The 19,996-nt window shown below is 70.0% G+C and carries 13 protein-coding genes and 2 pseudogenes; 6 read left to right on the forward strand and 9 right to left on the reverse strand.

Features of this window, described 5'->3' with window-relative positions; all coding sequences use genetic code 11:
• Positions 1–84 precede the first annotated feature (84 nt).
• Complete coding sequence (locus tag ACW4TU_RS44185) at positions 85–3,051, reverse strand: TIM-barrel domain-containing protein (RefSeq protein ID WP_457430605.1); 2,967 nt, start codon at positions 3,049–3,051, stop codon at positions 85–87.
• A 764-nt stretch (positions 3,052–3,815) separates the two neighbouring features.
• A complete protein-coding gene (locus ACW4TU_RS44190; protein ID WP_457423067.1) occupies positions 3,816–4,604 on the reverse strand; it encodes a DeoR/GlpR family DNA-binding transcription regulator in 789 nt (262 codons plus the stop codon).
• Positions 4,605–5,053: 449 nt separating this feature from the next.
• Here ACW4TU_RS44190 and ACW4TU_RS44195 point away from each other — a divergent pair, with 449 nt between their 5' ends.
• Entirely contained in the window at positions 5,054–5,887 is an 834-nt protein-coding gene (locus ACW4TU_RS44195) for a DUF1206 domain-containing protein (protein ID WP_457423069.1), read from the forward strand.
• Between the two features lie 86 nt (positions 5,888–5,973).
• Here the strand turns inward: ACW4TU_RS44195 and ACW4TU_RS44200 are convergent, their stop codons facing one another.
• On the reverse strand, positions 5,974–6,318 hold the full coding sequence (locus tag ACW4TU_RS44200; protein ID WP_457423071.1) for an amidohydrolase family protein: 345 nt from the start codon (positions 6,316–6,318) through the stop codon (positions 5,974–5,976).
• Between the two features lie 329 nt (positions 6,319–6,647).
• On the opposite strand from ACW4TU_RS44200, the gene ACW4TU_RS44205 reads away from it, so the two are divergent.
• The 4 genes from ACW4TU_RS44205 to ACW4TU_RS44220 are packed head-to-tail and all read left to right on the forward strand — an operon-like array spanning position 6,648 to position 12,578.
• Positions 6,648–7,964 carry a glycosyltransferase gene (locus ACW4TU_RS44205; RefSeq protein WP_457423073.1) on the forward strand — a complete coding sequence of 439 codons (1,317 nt, stop codon included), beginning with the start codon at positions 6,648–6,650 and terminating at the stop codon, positions 7,962–7,964.
• A 9-nt stretch (positions 7,965–7,973) separates the two neighbouring features.
• Complete coding sequence (locus ACW4TU_RS44210) at positions 7,974–10,280, forward strand: ArnT family glycosyltransferase (protein WP_457423074.1); 2,307 nt, start codon at positions 7,974–7,976, stop codon at positions 10,278–10,280.
• A 28-nt stretch (positions 10,281–10,308) separates the two neighbouring features.
• A complete protein-coding gene (locus ACW4TU_RS44215) occupies positions 10,309–11,043 on the forward strand; it encodes a response regulator transcription factor (protein WP_457423076.1) in 735 nt (244 codons plus the stop codon).
• A complete protein-coding gene (locus ACW4TU_RS44220) occupies positions 11,040–12,578 on the forward strand; it encodes a sensor histidine kinase (protein WP_457423078.1) in 1,539 nt (512 codons plus the stop codon). The genes ACW4TU_RS44215 and ACW4TU_RS44220 overlap by 4 nt, the downstream gene beginning before the upstream one ends.
• Positions 12,579–13,437: 859 nt before the next feature.
• On the opposite strand, the gene ACW4TU_RS44225 is transcribed toward ACW4TU_RS44220, so the two are convergent.
• The 3 genes and pseudogenes from ACW4TU_RS44225 to ACW4TU_RS44235 all read right to left on the reverse strand — a co-directional run.
• The gene (locus ACW4TU_RS44225; RefSeq protein WP_457423080.1) at positions 13,438–14,034 is read right to left on the reverse strand and encodes an ALF repeat-containing protein; all 597 of its coding nucleotides are present in this window, start codon (positions 14,032–14,034) and stop codon (positions 13,438–13,440) included.
• 177 nt (positions 14,035–14,211) lie between these two features.
• Complete coding sequence (locus ACW4TU_RS44230) at positions 14,212–14,637, reverse strand: DUF6003 family protein (RefSeq protein WP_457423082.1); 426 nt, start codon at positions 14,635–14,637, stop codon at positions 14,212–14,214.
• A gap of 667 nt (positions 14,638–15,304) precedes the next feature.
• A pseudogene (locus ACW4TU_RS44235) lies at positions 15,305–15,572 on the reverse strand (IS481 family transposase); the annotation flags it as partial.
• Positions 15,573–16,065: 493 nt separating this feature from the next.
• Here ACW4TU_RS44235 and ACW4TU_RS44240 point away from each other — a divergent pair.
• Complete coding sequence (locus ACW4TU_RS44240; protein WP_457423084.1) at positions 16,066–16,344, forward strand: GlsB/YeaQ/YmgE family stress response membrane protein; 279 nt, start codon at positions 16,066–16,068, stop codon at positions 16,342–16,344.
• Between the two features lie 455 nt (positions 16,345–16,799).
• Here ACW4TU_RS44240 and ACW4TU_RS44245 read toward each other — a convergent pair.
• From ACW4TU_RS44245 to ACW4TU_RS44255, 3 genes and pseudogenes are all read right to left on the reverse strand, one after another.
• Positions 16,800–17,021, reverse strand: a pseudogene (locus ACW4TU_RS44245) (IS256 family transposase); the annotation flags it as partial.
• Between the two features lie 1,103 nt (positions 17,022–18,124).
• A complete protein-coding gene (locus ACW4TU_RS44250; RefSeq protein WP_457423086.1) occupies positions 18,125–19,849 on the reverse strand; it encodes an acyltransferase in 1,725 nt (574 codons plus the stop codon).
• 9 nt (positions 19,850–19,858) lie between these two features.
• Positions 19,859–19,984 carry a hypothetical protein gene (locus ACW4TU_RS44255; RefSeq protein ID WP_457423088.1) on the reverse strand — a complete coding sequence of 42 codons (126 nt, stop codon included), beginning with the start codon at positions 19,982–19,984 and terminating at the stop codon, positions 19,859–19,861.
• Positions 19,985–19,996: the final 12 nt, after the last annotated feature.

The following is a 19,996-nucleotide window of genomic DNA, read 5'->3' on the forward strand; positions in this document are numbered from 1 at the left end:
CAGGCCTCCACGGGATCGGGGGCCTGCCGGAGAACCGGGGGTGTTGCCAGGGGCGCCGGCCGTGAAGCAGGGGCGCCCGGGGTGTCAGGACGTGACGGAGAATCCGCTGAAGACGGCCTCGATGTCCTGGCCGGGATAGTTGACGTTGGCGGCGCTGGCGACCATCCCGGCGTCGCCGCTACCGGTGGCCGACGGCACCTGGGCGGCGCCGACCCGCGACCAGGTCACGCCGTCCTTGCTGGCGTACGCGGTGTAGGTGGCGCCGTCCCGGGTCAGCTTGAGATACGCCGGGTGATAGGTGGAGCCACCGCCGGCCCAGGTGTCGAGCCTGCCGTCGCCGTCGCTGTCGGTCATGAACTCCAGGCCGTAACTCTGGGTCATGACCAGCACCGCGTAGCCGCCCTTCTCCGGCGCTGTCAGGTCGTTGGCGACGGCGATGCCCGCCTTGCCGACCGGCGAGGCGCTGTTCTGGGAGACCAACCGGGCCTGCACGGTGGCCTTTTCGCCGGCCGCGTCGTCGCGATAGACGAGGCCCTTCTCGTCCTTCCAGCCGGACAGGTCCTGGCCGCCCGCCCAGATGGCGAACTGGTCTCCGCCCTGGGCGAATCGGGCACCCCCGGAGGTGGTGTCGGCCGTCAGATAGGGCTCCTGGACACTGCCAGGGGCGGCCTTCACCCGTGCCTGCACGGTGTCGGACACCTTCTGTGACCCGTTGTACGCGTGGTAGGTGGCGATGCCGGTGAGGTCGTGGCTGCCCCAACGGGCGTCGTCGGCCGGGGTCACCGTCCAGGTGGTGGTGAGGGTTGCGCCGTTCCTGAGGGACTTCGCGGCGGTCGGGCCGGTTGCCCTGGCGCTCCAGCCGTCGGGCAGGGCCAGCGCGGCCTTGGCGTTGCCGAGGGTCCGGGAGCCCCAGTTGGTCACCTCGGTGGTCACCTCGAACGGGGTACCGGAGTCGGTGGACGGGTCGTCGGGGGTGATCAGGACGGAGGCGGCCGGGGCGTCGTCGCGCTTGAGTGCCTTGACGGCCTTGCCCGCGCCCCTGGCCTTGAGGTTCACGAAGGCCGGGGTGACACCGAGCGGCGCCGCGTACCCCTTGAGGGTCTTCGGGCCGCGGATCACGGTGCCCTGGTTGACGTCGTACCAGGTGCCCGGCGGGAGATGGACGGAGCGGGTGGCGCCGGCGCTCAGCTTGGGCGCGGCCAGCACGGCCGGGCCGAGCATCCACTCGTCGGTGACCGTGTAACTCGCCTCGTCCTTCGGGAAGTCGAAGAACAGCGGCCGCATGATCGGATCGCCGGTCTTCAGGGTGCTCTGTACCTGGTCCCAGATGTAAGGGGCGAGCTTTCCGTGCGTGGTGATCGCCCGCCGGTAGAGGTCGACGGTCTCCTGGTCGTAGTCCACCTTCTGGCCGGTGGTGGTGTCGAAGGTGTCGACCGGCGACGTCGAGGCGTACATCAGCGGCATCAGCGAGGCGGACTGCGCCCACCGCACCAGCACGTCCTTCGACGGTGCCGGCTGGCCACCGGAGCCGCCGATCATGTCGGACTCGACGAACGGGTAGCCGATGGTGGAGATGGCCAGGTTCTGGCTGGCGGAGGCGCGCAGGGAGTCCCAGCCGGTGCCCTTGTCGACCTGGCGGGTGACGAAGCCGGCCTCATGGGCCGTCCGGTTCCAGTGCACCCGGATGCCGGCGCCCTGGAGATCGAACTCGTCGGCGAGCTGGGTGCCGAGCTTCTGGTAGTCGGTGGCCTGGTGGCCCTCGCGGGGGGCGCACTTCTCGTCGAAGAAGCGGGTGTCGAACTTCAGCCCGTCGATGTCGTACGTGTCCATCAGCTTCTTGAGGTTGCCCTCGTACCAGGACTTGGCGTCGGGGTTGGCCAGGTCGATGATCCCGGCCTGGCCGTTCCACCAGGTCACTTCGCACGGCTTGCTCGTGTCCTTGGCGTCCTTGAGCAGATAGTCGTGGTCGACCGCGTACTGGTAGTTGTCGGAGTCCAGGTTGATCCACAGGGTGACCCAGATACCGAAGTCGAACCCCATGTCGTGGATCTTGTCGGACAGGCCCTCGGGATCGGGGAAGGTCTGGGGATCCCAGGTCAGATTGCCGTAGTTCGACTCCCACTTGTCGTCGAGCTGGATGGTGTGCCCGTCCAGGCCGTTGTCGTGGAGGTCGGTGGCGTAGTCGAGCAGTTTCTCCTGGTCGACCTTGGTGTAGAACTGCGCCCAGGAGTTCCACAGCGGCTTGGCGAACTGCTCGTACGGGGCGTCGCTCTTGAGCGGTTTGCCGACGATGCCTATGTAGTCGCGGTAGACCTCCAGCGGCGTCGACTCGACGAACACGGTCGCCTTGTAGGTGCCGGGCGACTCGACGGTGAAGGTGCCGAGGCCGTCCTTGCCCTTGTTGAGCGCCACGTCCATGACGTCGCCGGTGTCGACGCGCAGACCGGTCGACCTGGAGGTGTACCAGAACGGGTCGATCATGTGGTAGGACGCCGGGCCGAAGGTCTTGTGGTCCACCTCGCCGGCGTCCAGCGGCCAGGGCTGGTTGACGCCGGGACCACCCTGCGGGGTCTCCGCCTCACCGTGGCCGTACCAGTGGCCCGCCGACGAAAGGTCGTACGAGAGGCCCAGCTGTGTGGGTGCGCCGCCGTGGACGTCCCAGTCGAGCTGGTAACGGTCGGCACCCGGGGTGATCCGGGCCTCCACCGTCGCGCCGTCGAGGGTGCTGTCGGCGGTCACGGTCAGGATGCCCTGCTTCCACGTCCAGCCGGTGACGCCGGTCGCGTGCTGCCAGGTGCCGTCAACCGCGGTGAAGCGCAGGGCGCCGGTGTTGCCCGAGGCGGTGGCGAGCACGGTCTTCCCTGCGCGCCGTGTGGTCAGGGCGAGTTCGCCGGTGGCCACGTCGAGGGTGTAGCCGGGGGTACCGGCCGAGGCCGGCACGGTGACCGTGACAGCGTGCGCGGTGCGGGCCACCTTCGGCCCGTTCTTGGCGGGGGCGGGGGTTGGGTGAGCGGCGGCTGTTGCCGGGGCAGAGCCGGTGACGGGCGCCATCAGCATGGCGCCGGTCAGGGCGGCAGCGAGTAACAGACCGCCGGGACTGCTCAGTCGGGCGTGCACTCGTGTCCTCCTCGGACAGGACGGTGACGGTGACTCAGGAGCTGGTGATGCGGGGTGCCGATGGCATGCGGTCTGCTTGATTCTGCGTGTAGATGCAAGATTCAAGCGATTTCGCTCATGTTCTTGCGCCAGCCGCCACCTGTCAACAGGCGGGACATGTGGCCTCTCAAGGGACGGGGCGAGGCTTCTGGAACAGCTCTTGTACCTGGTGGCGGTCGGTCCCGAGCCCCGTCGAGAAGCCCCGGCGAGCCCGGAAACGGTTCGTAACGGACGGGTAAATTTCCGCGAGGCGAGGATCACGGAACGGGTCAGATGCCGCGGATTGTCCGGGCCGGGGCCGCGTGCCGAGGTGAGGGCGGCGGCCAGCCGGTTGCATCACGACCGGGCGGACAGAGGGTCTTGGCCGAGCGCCATCAACTGCCCCCGCCGCGGTCGATCTCGTTGGCCAGACCGGACGGCAGGGTTGCCGGAATCCCCGTCGCCCGCCAACAGGACAGCCCGACCAGGGTGAATCCGGCTTCGTCACCTCACACCATGAGCAGTGGCAGTACCCGTTCGCCGCTTCGCTCGTCCCGATCGGGCGCGTGGTGGTGTTGTTCGGTTCCGTGGACCGCTACTCCGTCTCCGGCCTGACCGCGGGCGGCGTCCGGGGAAGCCGGGATGCGCGACGGATCCGGCACCGGAGCGGCCTGCGCCTGTCAGGCGCGGATGACCTCCACGCCGGCTGCCGTGAACGACCTGGTCAGTTCGTCCGAGGCGGCCTTGTCGGTCACCAGGACGTCGATGTCCTCCACCGGGCAGATACGGGCGAAGGTCCGCCGGTCCAGCTTGGTGGAGTCGGCGACCGCGACGACCTGCTGCGCGCGGCGGGCCAGCGCCCGGTTGATGCTGGCCTCGCCCTCGTGGTGGGCGGTCGCCCCGTGGGCCACGTCGATGGCATCGACCCCCAGGAAGACCTGGTCCAGTGCGATCTCCGCGAGCAGTTCGGTGGCCAGTGGCCCGATCAGCTCGTAGGACGCAGGCCGGGCCACTCCACCGGTCACCACGAGCTTGACGTGGCGCCGCACAACCAACTCGTTGGCGATGTTCAGCGCGTTGGTCACCACGGTGAGCGCCGTCTCCGAACCACCGGAACCCAGGTCGGCGCGGGTGGCCAGGGCCCGCGCCACCTCGGTTGTCGTGGTGCCGCCGTTCAGCCCCACCACCGCGCCGGCCTTCACCAGTCCCGCGGCAGCGTGCGCGATCCGCTCCTTCTCCGGAGCGTTGCGCGCGGCCTTGTAGCGCAGGGGCAGATCGTAGGCGATCGCGTTGAGCGCGGCTCCGCCGTGCGTGCGGGTGACCATCTGCTGGCGGGCCAGCTCGTCGAGGTCCCGCCTGATCGTCGCGGCCGAGACCCCCAACTCGGCGGCAGCCCCCTCTACTTCGATCCGCCCGTCACGCGTCAGCATCTCCAGCAGCGCGCTCCACCGGACCTGCGGTGCCGCCATGTCTCACAACTCCCTGTCGACGGTGTGCGCCACGACGTGCGCACTTCCATGAAACCACAGTGCGTGATTAGATATTTATGACCCCGAAACAAACAAAAACCTGCACCTACCACAGGCTTTCACCGTTGCACCGGCCGTCGCCTGCCCCCAAGGACGAGCCGCTGCCCGGTGATCTGCCAGTCGGCGAGAACGCCGTGCGGTTGGAGTCGTACGGGACTCGGGCCTCGCGGCTCGGTGAGCACTCGATCCCGAAGCGCCTGGCGTGGCCCAGGTTCCACTCGCATGGTCGAGGAACGACCAGGGGTCGGCGCTTCGCCGAACTCGCCCGCAGGATCAATCCCTCCGGTACCGCTGGGCCGTCGCTCGCCGAGGGCGCGCATCAAGACACCGGCCCGGGGCACTTGGGGCTGTGGGCGCATATCGAGCGCCCACCCCATGGGGAGGACATCGTGACTTCGTCCAACACGCAAGGGCGCGGCCTGGCCGCGAAGTCCGCGGCCCGTTCCACGGAGCGCGAGACGCTGACCGCCGCAGGGCGGGCGGGATTCGTCGCACGCGGCGTCGTGTACGTACTGATCGGCATGCTGTCGATCCGGATCGCCGTCGGGAGCGGCGGCGGCCAGGCGGACCGGCAGGGCGCGCTGCGCGAGATCGCGACACAGCCCTTCGGGAAAGTGATGCTGTGGGCCCTGGTGGTCGGTTTCGGGGCCATGGCGCTCTGGCGGGGATCTCGCGCCGTGCTGACCAGGGGACCCCGGCGGAAGGCGGGTTCGCGGCTCCTCGACGGTGGCCGGGCGGTCTTCTACGCCTCCGTCTGCTGGGCCACGGCGGTGTACGCCGCCGGCGGCGGCCAGGGCTCCAGCAGCAACGAGCAGTCGCAGGACTGGACGGCATCGGCGCTCGAACTCTCGTACGGCCAGGTGCTGGTGGGGGCCGCGGGCTGTCTCCTGATCGGCATCGGCGCGGTTCTCGCCGTCCGGGCGGCCATGCGTAGCTTCCTGCGGCAGCTGGACACCGCCACCATGAGCCGTCGTACGAAGCAGGTCGTCACCGCTCTGGGTGTCGGCGGAGGCGTGGCGCGTGGCGTCGTGTTCGCCGCGGCCGGGGTCTTCATCCTGGTGGCAGCCGTCCGCTTCGACCCGGACGAGGCCAAGGGGGTGGACGCGACGCTCCGGAGTTTCGCGCAGACACCGGCGGGACCCTGGCTCCTCGTCGCCGTCGCGGTAGGGCTGATCCTGTTCGGCGTCTTCTCCTTCGCCTCGGCCCGCTGGCGCCGACTGTGAACGCTGCCCCGAGCCACTGCCGGAGCCGCTCCGGCAGTGGCTGCTGAGGCGACAGCCCGCGCCAAAGCGGTCAGGCCATCAGGCCATCAGGCCGGGGAGGGATCCGGAGTCGTCGATGAACGCGCGGGCGTACCTGCCTGCGCGGCTACAGCCAGTGGAGCCCGCCCGACGCGAGACGGTCGGCCAACTCCCGGCGCCGCCGGCATGATGCGCAGGCCCAGCATGCCGCCGGGCTTGTCCAGCCACGCGTCGACGAGGGAGTCGTCCGCGGCCTCGTCGAGGGGGAACCACCCGAGGGTCGCGAATCGCCCGGGGTGCTGTTTCGCCGCCTCGACCGCGTAGTCGTTCGCGTCGGCGTCCCAGGCCGCCGGACAGGCGAGCTGCTTCGCACCCTGCGGGCCACCGGCAAGATGGCCGAGCACGAAGATCAAGTCGGCATCCGCTGCCGCCCCTACACCACCTTCACCAGCCCCCCCGCGCCACCCGCAGAGCAACGATCAGGTGGAAGGAATCAGCCACTGGTTGTCGGGCTCCGTGCCGTGGGGTGCGGCTGACCAAGTGGGACGGCGAGGGGGAGCGGCGGGTGCGGGCCGGGATGGTGACTCCGGGCCGTAGCTGTGATCAGGCCATGAACATCTGACTCTCCGTCAGTTCTCGCTTTTCTCTCCCAGGTCTCCCAGGCGCGTGGGTGAGAGTGGCGACCAGTTCGTGATCAAGGCAATGGAGCCGCCTCCCGTGTCCCTACTCGCCTGAGGAAGCCATGTCGCCCACCCCCCACAGCACGGCCCTCACCCATCACCCCGGCCGAACCGTCGCCTTCCAGCTTCCGGGCGGGCCCGCGCGCGCCGACTCCGGCACGGCGACCGTGGAGATCGTCGTTCCGGTCTACAACGAGGAACGCGCCCTGCCCGGCTGTCTGCGTACCCTGCACGCGCGGCTGACCGAGGAGTTTCCGTTTCCCTGGCGCATCACTGTCGCCGACAACGCCAGCACGGACGCGACGCTTTCCGTGGCTCACGGCCTGGCGGAAGAACTGCCCGGCGTCGACGTCGTGCACCTTGACCGCAAGGGCCGGGGCCTCGCCCTGCGCGTCGTGTGGAGTCGCAGCGACGCGGACGTCGTGGCCTACATGGACGTGGACCTGTCCACCGGCCTCGACGGGCTGCTGCCGCTCGTCGCCCCCCTGGCCACCGGACACTCGGACATCGCGATCGGCAGCCGACTGGCACCGGGTGCACGCACCGTGCGCGGGCCGCGCCGCGAGTTCGTATCCCGCTGCTACAACGGGATCATCCGGCTCACCCACGGGGTGCGTTTCACCGACGCCCAGTGCGGATTCAAGGCCGCCCGCACGGAAGTGCTGCGACCTTTGCTGGAGGTCACCCGGGACGACGCCTGGTTCTTCGACACCGAACTGCTGTTGCTCGCCGAGCACAACGGACTGCGCGTCCACGAGGTGCCGGTCGACTGGGTGGAGGACATCGACACCCGGGTGGACGTGGTGGGCACGGCCACCGACGACCTCAAGGGGCTGTGGCGGATGGCGCGGCTGAAGGCGTCCGGCGACGCTCGCGTCGAGCTGCCCCGCCGCCCCGCACCGGCTGCCGAGCATCCGGACGCCGTCCTGGCCTCGCCCACGCAGCGCGGCGTGCTGTCGTGGGAGGTGGGCTGCTTCATCGCGATCGGCATCGTCTCCACCGTCGGGCAGGCACTGCTGTACTGGCTGCTGCGCGGCTGGTGGCAGCCGGCGGTCGCCAATCTGGTGTCACTGCTGGTGCTGACGGTGCTGAACACCGAGGCGAACCGCCGCCTCACGTTCCGGCACGCGGACGCCCGGCCCACGCGCGCCCACCTGGGCGCGGGCGGCCTGTTCCTGCTCGGCTACCTGGTCACCTCCGGCGCGGTGCTGTGGTTCAAGAAGGCCGATCCCGGTGCCTCGGCGGCTGCCGAAACCGCGGTGCTGGCCATCGCGTCCGTCGCGGTCACCGGCGTCCGCTTCGCCGTGCTGCGGATGGCCGTCTTCCGCAGCACGGCCGCCGGTACCAAGCCCGCCACCACGACGTCTGACGAGAGCTGATTTCCTTCCATGAACGAGTCATACCGGGTCCTGTCGGTGGCGTCGGCGCCCAGCGATCCCTCGGATCCTCCTGCCCGCTCCCTGCCCGCCTGGGCCGCACCGGCCGCGCTCGGCTTGATCCTGCTGGTGGCCACCGCCTTGTACGGCTGGGCGCTCGGGTCGTTGGGCTGGGGCAACGGCTACTACTCCGCGGCGGTGAAGTCGATGGGGAAGAGCTGGACCAACTTCCTCTTCGGCGCCTACGACCCGGCCGGAGTCGTCACCGTCGACAAACCGCCGGCCGCTCTGTGGCCCCAGGTCGTCAGCAGCAAGCTCTTCGGGCTGCACGGGTGGGCGCTGATCCTCCCGCAGGTGATCGAGGGCGTGGCCGCGGTGTTCGTGCTGCACCGCACCGTGCGCCGCTGGGCGGGGGAGGGGGCCGCACTGCTCGCGGCCCTGGTGTTCACCCTCACGCCCATCACCGTGGCCATCAACCGGGACAACAACCCGGACACGCTGCTCGTCCTGCTGCTGGTGTCGGCGGCGTACGCGCTCACCCGCGCCCTGCGGGCCGAGGGCCGGGCGGCGACCTGGTGGCTGTGCGCGAGCGGGTTCCTGATCGGATGCGGGTTCCTCACCAAGATGCTGGCCGCCTGGATGGTGCTCCCCTCGTTCGCCCTCGCCTGGCTCGTGGCGGGAAGCGGTGCCTGGGCCCCCCGGGTGGGGCGGTTGCTGGGCGCGGGAGCCGTCCTGGTGGCGTCCTCGTTCTGGTGGGTCGCGATGGTGGCGCTGTGGCCAGGTGATCGGCCGTACATCGGCGGCAGCGAGGACGGTTCGGCGTGGGACCTGGTGATCGGCTACAACGGGCTCGGCCGGGTCTTCGGCTCCAGCGGAGGATCGTCGCAGACCATGGCCGGCATGACCGGCATCTTCGGTGGCGAGGCCGGTTTCGGCCGGATGTTCAACTCGCAGATCGGCGGGCAGATCAGCTGGTTGCTGCCGGCCTGTGCCGTGGCCCTGGCTCTCGGGGTGGCATGCGCGGTGCTGCGCCGCCGTGGGCGGCTGGACCCGTCCGGCGTGCTGCCCGACTCGGGGTGGCTGCTGTGGGGGTCCTGGTTGATCGTGTGCATGGCGGTGTTCTCCACACAGAAGGGCATCTTCCATCCCTACTACACCACCCAGTTGGCCCCGGCGATCGCCGCACTGTGCGGTGGCATGCTCGCAGCCCTGATCCGTGTCCACCGGGCGGGCCTGCCGTGGGCTCTCTGGGTCGGCGCGGCGGCCGTGACGGTGACGGTCGGCTGGGCGGTGGTCCTCGTCCGTCGTACTCCGGACTGGAACGGGTGGCTGGTCTGGCCCGTGCTGCTGACCGGCTGCGCGGCGATCGCGCTGTTGTCGGCCCGGCGCGGCGGAAGGCTCCTCCTGGCGGGGGCGGCCGCCGCGGTGGTGTCGATGCTGGTGGTGCCAGGAGCGTGGGCGCTCAGCGCGCCGGCCTCCTCGGGCTCGTCGAATCTGATGGGTGGCGCCAATCCGTCAGCCGGTCCGGCGGTCGCGCCGGGCTTCGGAGGCCGCGGCATGCCGAGCCAGGGCTCCGCCGGAGGCCAGGGCTCATCGGGCCTGCCCTCCGGGATCCCGACGGACACGCAGGGCTTCCCCGGTGGGGACACCGGCTCGGCACAGGGCGGGATGCCGTCCGGGACGCCCTCGGGAATGCCCTCCGGTATGCCCGGCTCCGGTGCGGGTGGTCTGCCGAGCGGTGGTCAGGGGGGAATACCGAGCGGTTTCCCCAGCGGCATGCCCGGCACGTCCGGTGGTTCCGGCTCGACTTCCGGCGATCAGGAGATGCCCTCCTTCCCGGGCGGCTCCGGCGGGATCCCGCGCGGACTCGGCGGCTCCAGCGGCTCGGAACTCACCTCCGACCAGCGCAGGATCCTCGACTACGCCGTGCAGCACGCACCGAAGGCGCGGATCAAGCTCGCTGTGTCGGGCGGGGCCAACGCCACCAACCCGTTCATCCTGAACAGCGACGAGACGGTGATCGGCATGGGCGGCTTCACCAACTCCGACGACGCGCCGTCCGTCGACCAGCTCAAGAAGTGGACCAAGGACGGCGAACTGCGGTACATCCTTGGATCGGACGACTCCGGTGGCGGCGGCATGCGGCTCCCGGGCGGCACGTCGGAAGGCCCGAGCAAGCAGCGCTCCGAGTGGATCTCCGAGAACTGCGCCAAGGTGCCCGCGTCGGTCTACGGAGGCGCTACGACGTCCCAGCAGAACGCCGGCGGCGCGGCGCTCTTCGGCGGCAGCACCGTTCTGTACGACTGCGCCGCACGGTGAACCACGACAGAACGGACCGCGCAGCACGATGAACGAGCAGCCCTCCGACAGGCAGCGGTACAGGCTCCTCGTGGTCGAGGACGAGCCCAGTATCCGCACCCTGTTGGAGTCCACCCTCCGGCTCACCGGGTACGAGGTGAGCGGGGCGGAGGACGGTCAGTCCGCCCTCGTCGAGATCGAACGGCGGGAACCGCACCTGGTGCTGCTCGACGTGATGCTCCCCGACCTGGACGGGTTCGAGGTCACACAGCGGCTGCGGGCGGCCGGGAACGGCGTACCCGTGCTGTTCCTGACCGCCCGGATCGACGTCGACGACCGGATCAAGGGTCTGAGCTCGGGTGGCGACGACTACGTGACGAAGCCGTTCCACATCGAGGAGGTGCTCCTTCGCGTCGAGGCCATACTGCGCCGCACGGCCGCCCAGGGAACGGAACTGCTCCTTCCGGAGACCGTGATGCGCTACGCCGACCTCGAACTCGACGAGGGGGCGCACGAGGTGCACCGCGCCGGGCACTACGTTCCGCTGTCGCCGACCGAGTTCAAACTGCTCGCCTATCTGCTGGCCAACCCGGGCCGGGTGGTGAGCAGGGCCCAGATCCTCGATCACGTGTGGAGCTACGACTTCTCCGGGGACGCCCGCATCGTCGAGACATACGTCAGATACCTGCGCAGGAAGATCGACCGCTTCGAGCCGCCACTCATCCATACCGTGCGCGGCGTCGGCTACTGCCTGCGGCTGCCGCGCGGGGCGGCGGACCAGTGAAACCGTCGCTTCCCCGGCCGTCCGGATCCCTGCGTCGACGTCTGATCCTGGGCGTCACCACGCTGGCGACGGTCGCCGTCGTCGTCTCCCAGGTCTTCGGCTTCGCGGTACTGCGCTCGTGGCTCCTGGACCGCGTCGACCAGCAGCTCAACGACTTCCACGCCCCTGACCCTGCCTACTTCGACGCGAGCAAGGGGGGCATTCCCGGCGCCCGGCCCGGCATCCTGCCCTCGGACTTCCGCGTCTATTTCTACGATGCCGCCGGCCGCCGGGTGGACGCGTCGCTCGGTGCCGATGACACGCCGGGGCCGCGGATCGCGGACTCGGTGGCGGGGCTCGGCCTGCGGGACGGTCACCCGGCGACCGTCGACGCGGTCAGCGGCGACAACCGGTGGAGGGTGCTGCTGAGTTCCGGCCCGAACGACATGCACGCCGTCGTGGCCCTGCCGCTGGACACGGTCGACGGCGCCACCTCCAAGATCCTCTGGCTCAACGCCGTACTGCTCGCCGTGACCGTCGCCGCCCTGCTCGCACTGGGCCGCTGGGTCGTACGGCTCGGCCTGCTCCCGCTGACGCGCATGGAACACACCGCCGAGCGCATCAGCGCGGGGCAGCTCGATCTGCGCCTTCCCGACACCGATCCGCGGACCGAGATCGGCCGGCTCGGCCGGGTTCTGAACTCCATGCTGGAGCGGCTGCGCCAGGCGCTCGGGGAGCGGGAGGCGTCCGAGGCCCGCATGCGGCGCTTCGTCGCCGACGCCGGACACGAACTGCGCACCCCGCTCACCGCCATCCAGGGCTACGCACAGCTCACCCTGCGCCGCGAGCGTCTGTCGGCCGAGGAACAGAGCGAGGCCTACCAGCTCATCGCGCAGAACGCGGAGCGCATGGGCCTTCTCGTGGACGACCTCCAACTCCTCGCCGTGCTGGACAGGGAACCGTCGTACGAGAGCGCACCGGTGGACCTGCTCTCCCTGGCGGCGGACGCCGTACGGACCGCCGCCCTGCACGGGGCGGGCCATCCGGTCGACCTGGGACCGCTGCCGGACCCGGTGGGCGGCGGTGAACTGGACATGGTCGAGGCCACCGGCGACCCCCACCGGCTGAGGCAGATCGTCGAGAACCTGCTCTCCAACGCCCGCCTGCACACCCCGTCCGGCACTCCGGTCCATGTCAGGGTGGGCGAGACCCGGGTGAGCGCGGACACCTGCGGAGCGGACCGCCCGGGACGGACCAGCGCGTCACCACCCCTGCCGCACGGCACGCCGGTCGGCGTCGTCGAGGTGGCGGACGAAGGACCCGGACTCACCGCCCGGAACGCCGAGCACGTCTTCGAGCGCTTCTACCGCGCCGACCCCTCCCGCTCCCGCGCCCACGGCGGCAGCGGCCTCGGCCTCTCCATCGCCGCCGCGATCGCCGAGGGCCACGGCGGCCGGCTGGAGCTCGACACCGCGCCGGGCAAGGGGTGCACCTTCCGTCTCGTTCTCCCCGCGCAGCCTCCGGACGAACGGTTCGGCGGCACACCTCGCCCCTGACCGCCGCCGTGGCGTCTGCCCTTACGGTCATCGCTCCGGGTGAGGAGGCGCACGCCGCTCTGCTCCTCGCCGGCGGCGCCAGGGACGAGTACGAGGCGAAGAGCACAGCCTCACCCTCCACGCCAGCAAACTCGGCACCAAGGCCGGCGAGCCGATCGACGTCCCCATGCCCGTCGACACGCTGTACGCAGACGACGGTCAACTTGTCGCCCACTGGACGACGGCCTCCGGCTATGCCCTGGACTTCATCGTGTCGGAATAACAGACCTCGATCGGGGCCAGTGTCCTGCGGCCGGCCAGAACGCTCGAACGGCCAACTGAGGCGCCCAGCGTGCGACTTGGTGCCGGCACGCTGGGCGCTCGCTCATCGACGTCGCGCCGAAGGCCGTGGGTCGGCTGGCAGACGCGGACCGCGGTGGAGGCGCCCTCCCGCCTGCGGACGCACCCGGTGGCGCCGGGTTTGCATCCTGGTGGCAGCCGTCCGTTTCGACCCTGACGAGGCAAGAGCGTGGACGCGGCGCCCCGGAGATTCGCTCAGTCACCGACGGAACCATGACGGGACCCTGGCCCCTGGTCGCCGCCGCGACCGGGCTCATCCTCTCCGGCGCCTCCTCACGACGGTCATCCGCGATTACGGACGCGGGCACCGAGGGAGCGGTCTGCGGCCAGGAACTGCCCTCTCGGCCATGCCGGGTTCGGGGGCCTGGCACGCATTTCTGCGGCGTTGTCATCAGTCGCCAACGCCCTCACGCTCGAACAACCTCGCGCCTGGGACCGTATTTCGTTGGCGCCGTCCCCGCCTCGCAGCTGTCTGTGCCAGGCCCCCGGGCTCCGGTCGTGCCCGTCCGAACGACTGGCCCTAGCGGTCGACCTCGTACTGGCCGACCTCAAGGAAGTAGCGCAGCGCTTCTGGGGTGTTGTCGTTCAGGGCCGCGTTCGCCGCCGTACGCAGGGTGGGGCTGATGGTGGGATCGGCCAGCATCCGCGCGATGGTGACACGGTCGTCCTCGGCCTGGGCGAGGCGGAGGCCGGTTTCGAGGAATGCGCGCACGACCTCGGGGCTGCCGTTGTTGAGGGCCTTGTTGGCCTCACGGACGACGGCTTTGCCGCTGGCGGGGTTGGCGAGGATCCGGGCGATGGCGAATCGGTCGTCCTCGGCCTGAGCGAGGCGGTAGCCGGTCTCGAGCCAGGCGCGCATCTCCTCCACGGATCCGTTGTCGAGGAGCTTGTTCGCCTCTCGGGTGACGCGCTTGCCGCTGTCGGGGTCGGCCAGGATGCGGAGGATCGCGATGCGCAGGTCGTCCGCGTCCATCTCGTCGTAAGGGGAGACCGTGATCGCCGCGGCCACGGCGGCGGTCGACGGCGTTGCGGCGGTGGCTAAGGAGGGAGTGGAGAGCAGCAGGGCCGGAGCGAGGGCACCGGCGGCCACGGCGAGAGTCGCGCGGGACAGTCTCAAGGAGTCAACCACCTTTGTGTAGGTGTCGCGGAGTGCGACGGGAACATCATTACCGGGGGAGCCGGGCCGTGGCACCGTCCGGATCATGAAATCGGCGTTCACAGCCCTCTTCTCCGGCAGCCAGCGGGTCATCGCCCAGTACGGCGTGGGCCCCGAGTTCCGTGAGGCCCGCGAGGGTCAGCCGTCGACAGCCTGGACAATGTCCTGCGGGTCCAGACCGGTGAGTTGCGCGATGCGCTGCGCGGGAATCCCGGAGGTGAGCGCCCGGTGGACGAGTGACTGCCAGTCCTGGGTGGTGTCCCGGAAGCTGAGCAGTTCCGACTCCATGTCCGTCACGGAACGCGGCGCGCAGGCCTGCTCCACCCGCACCGTCTCCTCCTCGCTCAGGGGGACCGGCAGACGCTCCGCGTCGTCGGGAATGAGCACCTCGGCCCCGGACGGGACGATCCTGACGCACTCGGAGGAGGCGGGGACGCCGTGCGCGTGCAGCCATCCCGACACCGCAGGCGTCTCGGCACACTCCAACTCGCCGACAGCGGCCAGGGCCGCGCCCAGACGCGGATGACGCTCGGGGAGAACGAACAACAAGGCATCATCGGCCATGGTTGTGGCACCACCTTCTCGCAGAAGACTTGAACACGAACGTGATGCCAATACCCTCGGAAGGCACTCCGACCCCCAGTGAATCGCCAACTCACCCGGGTGGACGGCCAGGCCCGTCAACTGGTTGAGCAGGGTGACGAGGATGGCACCCGAACACACCGCGCAGCACCGCCCGTTCGGCCCGAGCGGACCCGCTCGGAGGAGTACCCCGTCCCGTTGTCCTCATGACTTCGGTGCCCTCGGGGAACGTGAAAGCCCCGGCTGGACGGGGGAGACCAGCCGGGGCGGTGTGGTGGCGTGCGGAGGGCGGTCGCCTCGCGGCGAAAGGCTCCATGGGGCTTCAGCCGAACGATCTTCCCCATGGGCTATGGGTGAGGCCCGGGGACACTGTCCCCTCCGCAGCCACATACAGATGAACAGCCAACTGTCCCTGCTTGTTCCGCAGTTGCTCCCGGGCGTCATGTGACCTGGGGCACCCACCCCGTGAGGCGAGGTTTCCGCGGACTCGGCCGCGTGGTCGGGCGTATCGCGGTCCGCGTCAGCAAAGGCACCGCCGTGGCCGAAGGACACCAGGTCGTCGAGAGCCAGGCCCCTGTTCATCTGAACCATGCGTGGTTCGGGTCGGTCGCCGCGAGCGCATCGGGTCAGGCCCGGGAGCGGTGGCGAGCCCGTTGTCGGTCAGGACGCGGCGGATCGGCGTGATGCCATGGGCAGCGAAGAACGCCACGGCCCGGTGCCAGAAGGCGTCCGCGGTCACGGCCTTCTCGTCGTCCAGGGCCTCGGTACAGGCGAGTCGCGCGTGGTCGACGAGCGCGGAGGGGGAGATAGGGGTAGCCGATCTCCTCGGGGCCGGGACCAGCGCGTTTGGAGGTGCGGGCGGCCTGGGTTCCCACGCCGTGCATGCGCCGGCCGCCGCCGGTGGGGATACGTCCGACAGGGTACGGCCGGCCCGCCTTCTCGGCGACAGGGCTACGACTGCAGGCCATTCACACCTGGCTCAGGCGGCGGGCTGTCGGGCACACCATCCCGAGCGGGCCGACCAGTCCGCAACCAGCTGGAGCGCGGCAGCCGCGGCGGACGCCGATCACCATCGGCGCGAAGCTCCCCAGGCGGCAGGCGGCAGGCGGCAGGCGGCAGGCGGCAGGCGGCAGGCGGCAGGCGGCAGGTGGCCCAGCGTGGTGGAAAGCTGCTTCGTCGGCTCAGGCAGTGGCGCTACCCGGCGGCGGTCACCCTCACATCGCTGCTGATGCCGACGTGACATTTGAAGACAGCTTCTGGCTGAGCGCGGTGAACCGTGAGGCCTATGTGTTGCCGGCACTCATGGATCAAGGGCTGACAGGGCTGCGATGCGAAAATGGACGTTTGTTCGCGCGGAATCGGTACAGACGATGAGCTGACACAGCCTTTATCCAGGAAGCGGAGAAGACCATGGGCATCATCGCGTGGATCGTCATCGGCCTGCTCGCCGGCATCATCGCCAAGGCCCTCATGCCGGGCAAGGACCCGGGCGGCATCATCATCACCATGCTCATCGGCATCGCCGGCGGTCTGCTCGGCGGCTGGCTCGGCAAGGTGATCTTCGGCGTCGACTCGATCGACGGGTTCTTCGACATCTCGACCTGGATCGCCGCGATCGTCGGCTCCTTCATCCTGCTCGCCCTCTACCGCGTCGTCACCGGCAACCGGCATTCGAGCCGTCACGCCTGACCCGCTGAAAGCACTGCACGTGCGACGCGCCGGACGGCTCCCTCCTGTTCACAGGACGGGAGCCGTCGGTCTGTCAGGGAGCAACAGCAACAGCCCTACGGCTTGGCCTGGCGACGTCTTGTTGTCTCGTGAGGCGTCTGCAGGGGCGTCCTGCCTCTCCGAGTGGGCGAGGACCAGCACGCCGTCACTGTCCACGATCACCTGCTTGTCGGCAGCCGGAGCGTCGGCTTCAGCCACTTCAGCCAGCGCCGGTGCCCGGACACTGGCCCGTACTGCGGTCCGAGCCAGGTGGAGCTCGCGGCGAGCACCCTCGGGGCGGTTGCGGCCAGAGCGCCGATGAGGCGGGAGATGGCCGGATCGAAGGCAACGGGGCCAACATCTCGGGCTCGGTCCACAGCATCGCCGCATCCGCTGGACAAATCCCGCCCAGCGCGACATCGCGCAGGGCCTTGGCCCGTGACGGCGCGGGTGTCCCACTCGCGTGGGCGGTGGTCGTTGCGGTGGCTACGCGCTCGTCGCTGGCCTGCCCGGACTCGGCGTTGCAGGGGGTATCGGCCTCCGTGGACATGAACGCGTCGGCGAATGTCTTGACCACAACGCCCGGCGGATCCGGACAGGCCACAGCGAGATGGTCCTCGGTGAGGGGATGCAAAGACCGCACCGTCAGGTGCGGTCATCGTGCTGATCCCTTTCAGCGCATCGACATCTCGACGATCAGCGGCTGGCCGCTGATCTATGAATCGCCCCAAGACACTCAAGCTGTCTGTTCGCGTGTTTACCGCAACACGCTTTGTGCGGGGTGATGCGGTCAGCGGCGGCCGCGGAATTTGCTCAGCAGGCTCTTTGCCTGGCTCCGGCGACGGGGGTCGGCTGCGGCCCGCCGCGCCTGCTCGGCCGTACGACGCCCTTGAGGGCTCTTTGCGAACTGCTTGATACGTTCCATCATGCTTGACATGCGAAATCCATCCCTCCGTACTGGCGAGTGCTTTCCCCGATTCGGCTACCCCTTGTGGGGCGACTCAGCCCTCCCAGCTGTTGGGATGTGCGGCTCTCGCGGACGGATGGCGGGGCGGGCGGCATTCGACGGCTGGCGCTAGCGAGCTCGAGCCCCAGCCGGGGATCGGATCGCGCTCGGCGTCGCCGCTCAGTTGCCGTCGAAGCCGCCCGAGTCCACGTCGGCGCTGTCTCCGCTGTCCCCCGTCGGAGATACCCGGCGGCCCGGCCGCTTCGCGGAGCCGTGTTCTCACCTTGTCGGAGACGACCGTCGCGGTGATCCCGCCCGCTGTGCAGGCCATCATGAGGGCCACCCCCGAGAACAACGCGGCTGCCCACGGCGGGCTGTTCACGCCCACGTCGAAGAACATGAACAGGCCCGCGTCCGGGAAAACACCGAAGATCCACGAACCGCAGACGACAACCACCGTCAGTCCCTGGCGGAGATCGACGGCGAGATCACCGGGCGTGTCGACGTCGCCACCACCTGCCCGAACTCTCCGCTTCCACCGGGCCTTTCCCGTCTTCCCGAACTCGGCGAGTACTACGCCTCACCGGCCCCAGCACGCTCCTCCACGCCACCCGGCCGCGACTTCGTCCACGGCGTCGGTACGGTCGGCAAGGCGGCGCTCCCGGCCCCCGACTCCCTGATCGTCGTCGGCAACAGCCCGGACCAGCTCGTGAGGCAGCAGCACGACGGCACCCCGGACACTCGATCACCACCGTCACCCCCAGCAGCTGCAACGGCACGAACTGAACGGTCAGGGCCTGTGGACCGGCGGGACCCTCAGGGGATGTGCAAGGGCCGTAGCCCGTCGACCGGTTCGGGGCGATGCACCCCGCGTGGCCGATACCCGAGGTGGTCCGACCGCCCCACCAGATCTGCGAGGAGCCAGATGATGGCCAGCCACATCTCCGTTCCCTGCAGGCCTGGTTCCGGGCCAGGCCCCGCCGTACCCGGTCCGAATCCGAAGCCATTCCCGTCCTGCCAGGCCGCCAGAGCCGCGGTGAGTCGGCGTTCGGCCCAGGTCCGGATCTCGGCCGCCCGGTAGCTGTCGTCGCCGCGGTCCCTGCCGCCCAACTGCCTTGTGCACAGCCACAACGGGTGCGCGACGTCCAGTACGTTGCAGGCGTTCCCGCGGCCCGCGCCGAAGTAGCGGGCGTCCCGGCTGTGGTCCAGCACCGCGTCCACGACTCGCTCCGGATGTGGAACGGGCATCCCGAACTGCGCGAAGGAGCCTCGTGTGAGCCGGTAGTAACCGTTCACCACCTGGAGGCGGCCGGCGGTGGTCGAGGGGCTGCCCCACATGCCGGTCCAGGGGTCGGCCCGGGTGAGGAGCCAACCGAAAAGGGCTTCGAGCGTGCCCGGAGTGAGGTGGGCGGTGGCGGGGTGCCGGAGGTTCCAACGGGCGGCTGTGGCCCAGGAGTCGATCCAGGCGCCCGCGCCCCAGGCGCTGTCCCGCCAGGGCAACCCCTGCAGGCGTGTGACGAGTTGACTTGCCGTCATGTCGCTCACACCACAGATCGGTTGGGGGAGCGAAGCGCCCAGGAGATCCAGCGCGTAGCCCACCGACAGGACGTGGTACAGGGCCGGGCCCTCGCCGATGAAGCCGTCGACGTCCCTGGAGGGCGGCTGCTCGCCGAGTTCGGGTATGAGTCCGGTTGCCCGGTCCTGGAGGGACGCCAGGCGCTCGATGTGTTGCGTCCTGTCCAACTGCTCGGGTGCGGACGACAGCAGCAGATCGGCGATCTCCACCGCGTCGCAGTGTGCCCGCACGGTGGGTGCGGCGCCGGGGCGGTCGGTGTAGCGGTCGCCGTTCCAGCAGCGGGCCAGGATGCCGGCGGCCTGGGAACGGGCGGTGTCGGCGAACCGGGCCAGAGCAGCGCCGTCACCGTCATCGCCGCGCGGGGCGCTCGGCCGCTCCCGGCCTCCCGTCTCGCGGCGGTCCCGAATCCGCCGCGCCGGATTCCCCGCCGCCACCGTCCACGCCGGAAGGTCCTTCGTCACCACCGCACCGGCGCCGATCACACAGTGGTCGCCGATCGTGACTCCGTCAACGACAACCACCTGGGAGCCGATCCAGACGTCGTCGCCGACGGTGATGCCGCGGCTGGTCTGGGGTTGCCGGAAGACCGGCTGGTCGGGGGCCATCGAGTGGTTGAAGCCCAGAAGCGACGTGTGGGCGCCGATGCGTACGCCGGTGCCCAGGGAGACGGTGCCGCGGACCACGGTGAACGGGTTCAGGGTGCAGTCCGTGCCCGTGGTCAGGGTGCCGGTGACGTAGGCGTGGGCGGCGATGTACGAGTCGTCGCCCAGTCGCAGGAGGTCGGGGAACACCGCCGCCGACTCGGCCACGTAGCACCGCTCGCCCACCTCGCTGTCCCCGCCGAGGGACCGTTGCCGCTCCCACTGCGCGGCTCGCCGCTCCTCCGTGGCCTCCTTCTCGAACAGCCAGGGGCAGTGGTCGAAGCGGTCGGAGGAGCGTTCGGACGACTGCTGACGGTGATCCATGAGAGCACGCTAGGCAGACGCGTGGCGCGCGAGGAAGAGTGCCTGGTTGCCGGACCGGCCGGTGCGTACCAGGTCCAGGTCCAGGTCGTGACCGGCGACGCCTCCCGCCTGGACCACTACGAGGACATGGGGCATCCATCACCCTCA

The sequence above is a fragment of the Streptomyces kryoterrae genome, assembly GCF_054072135.1.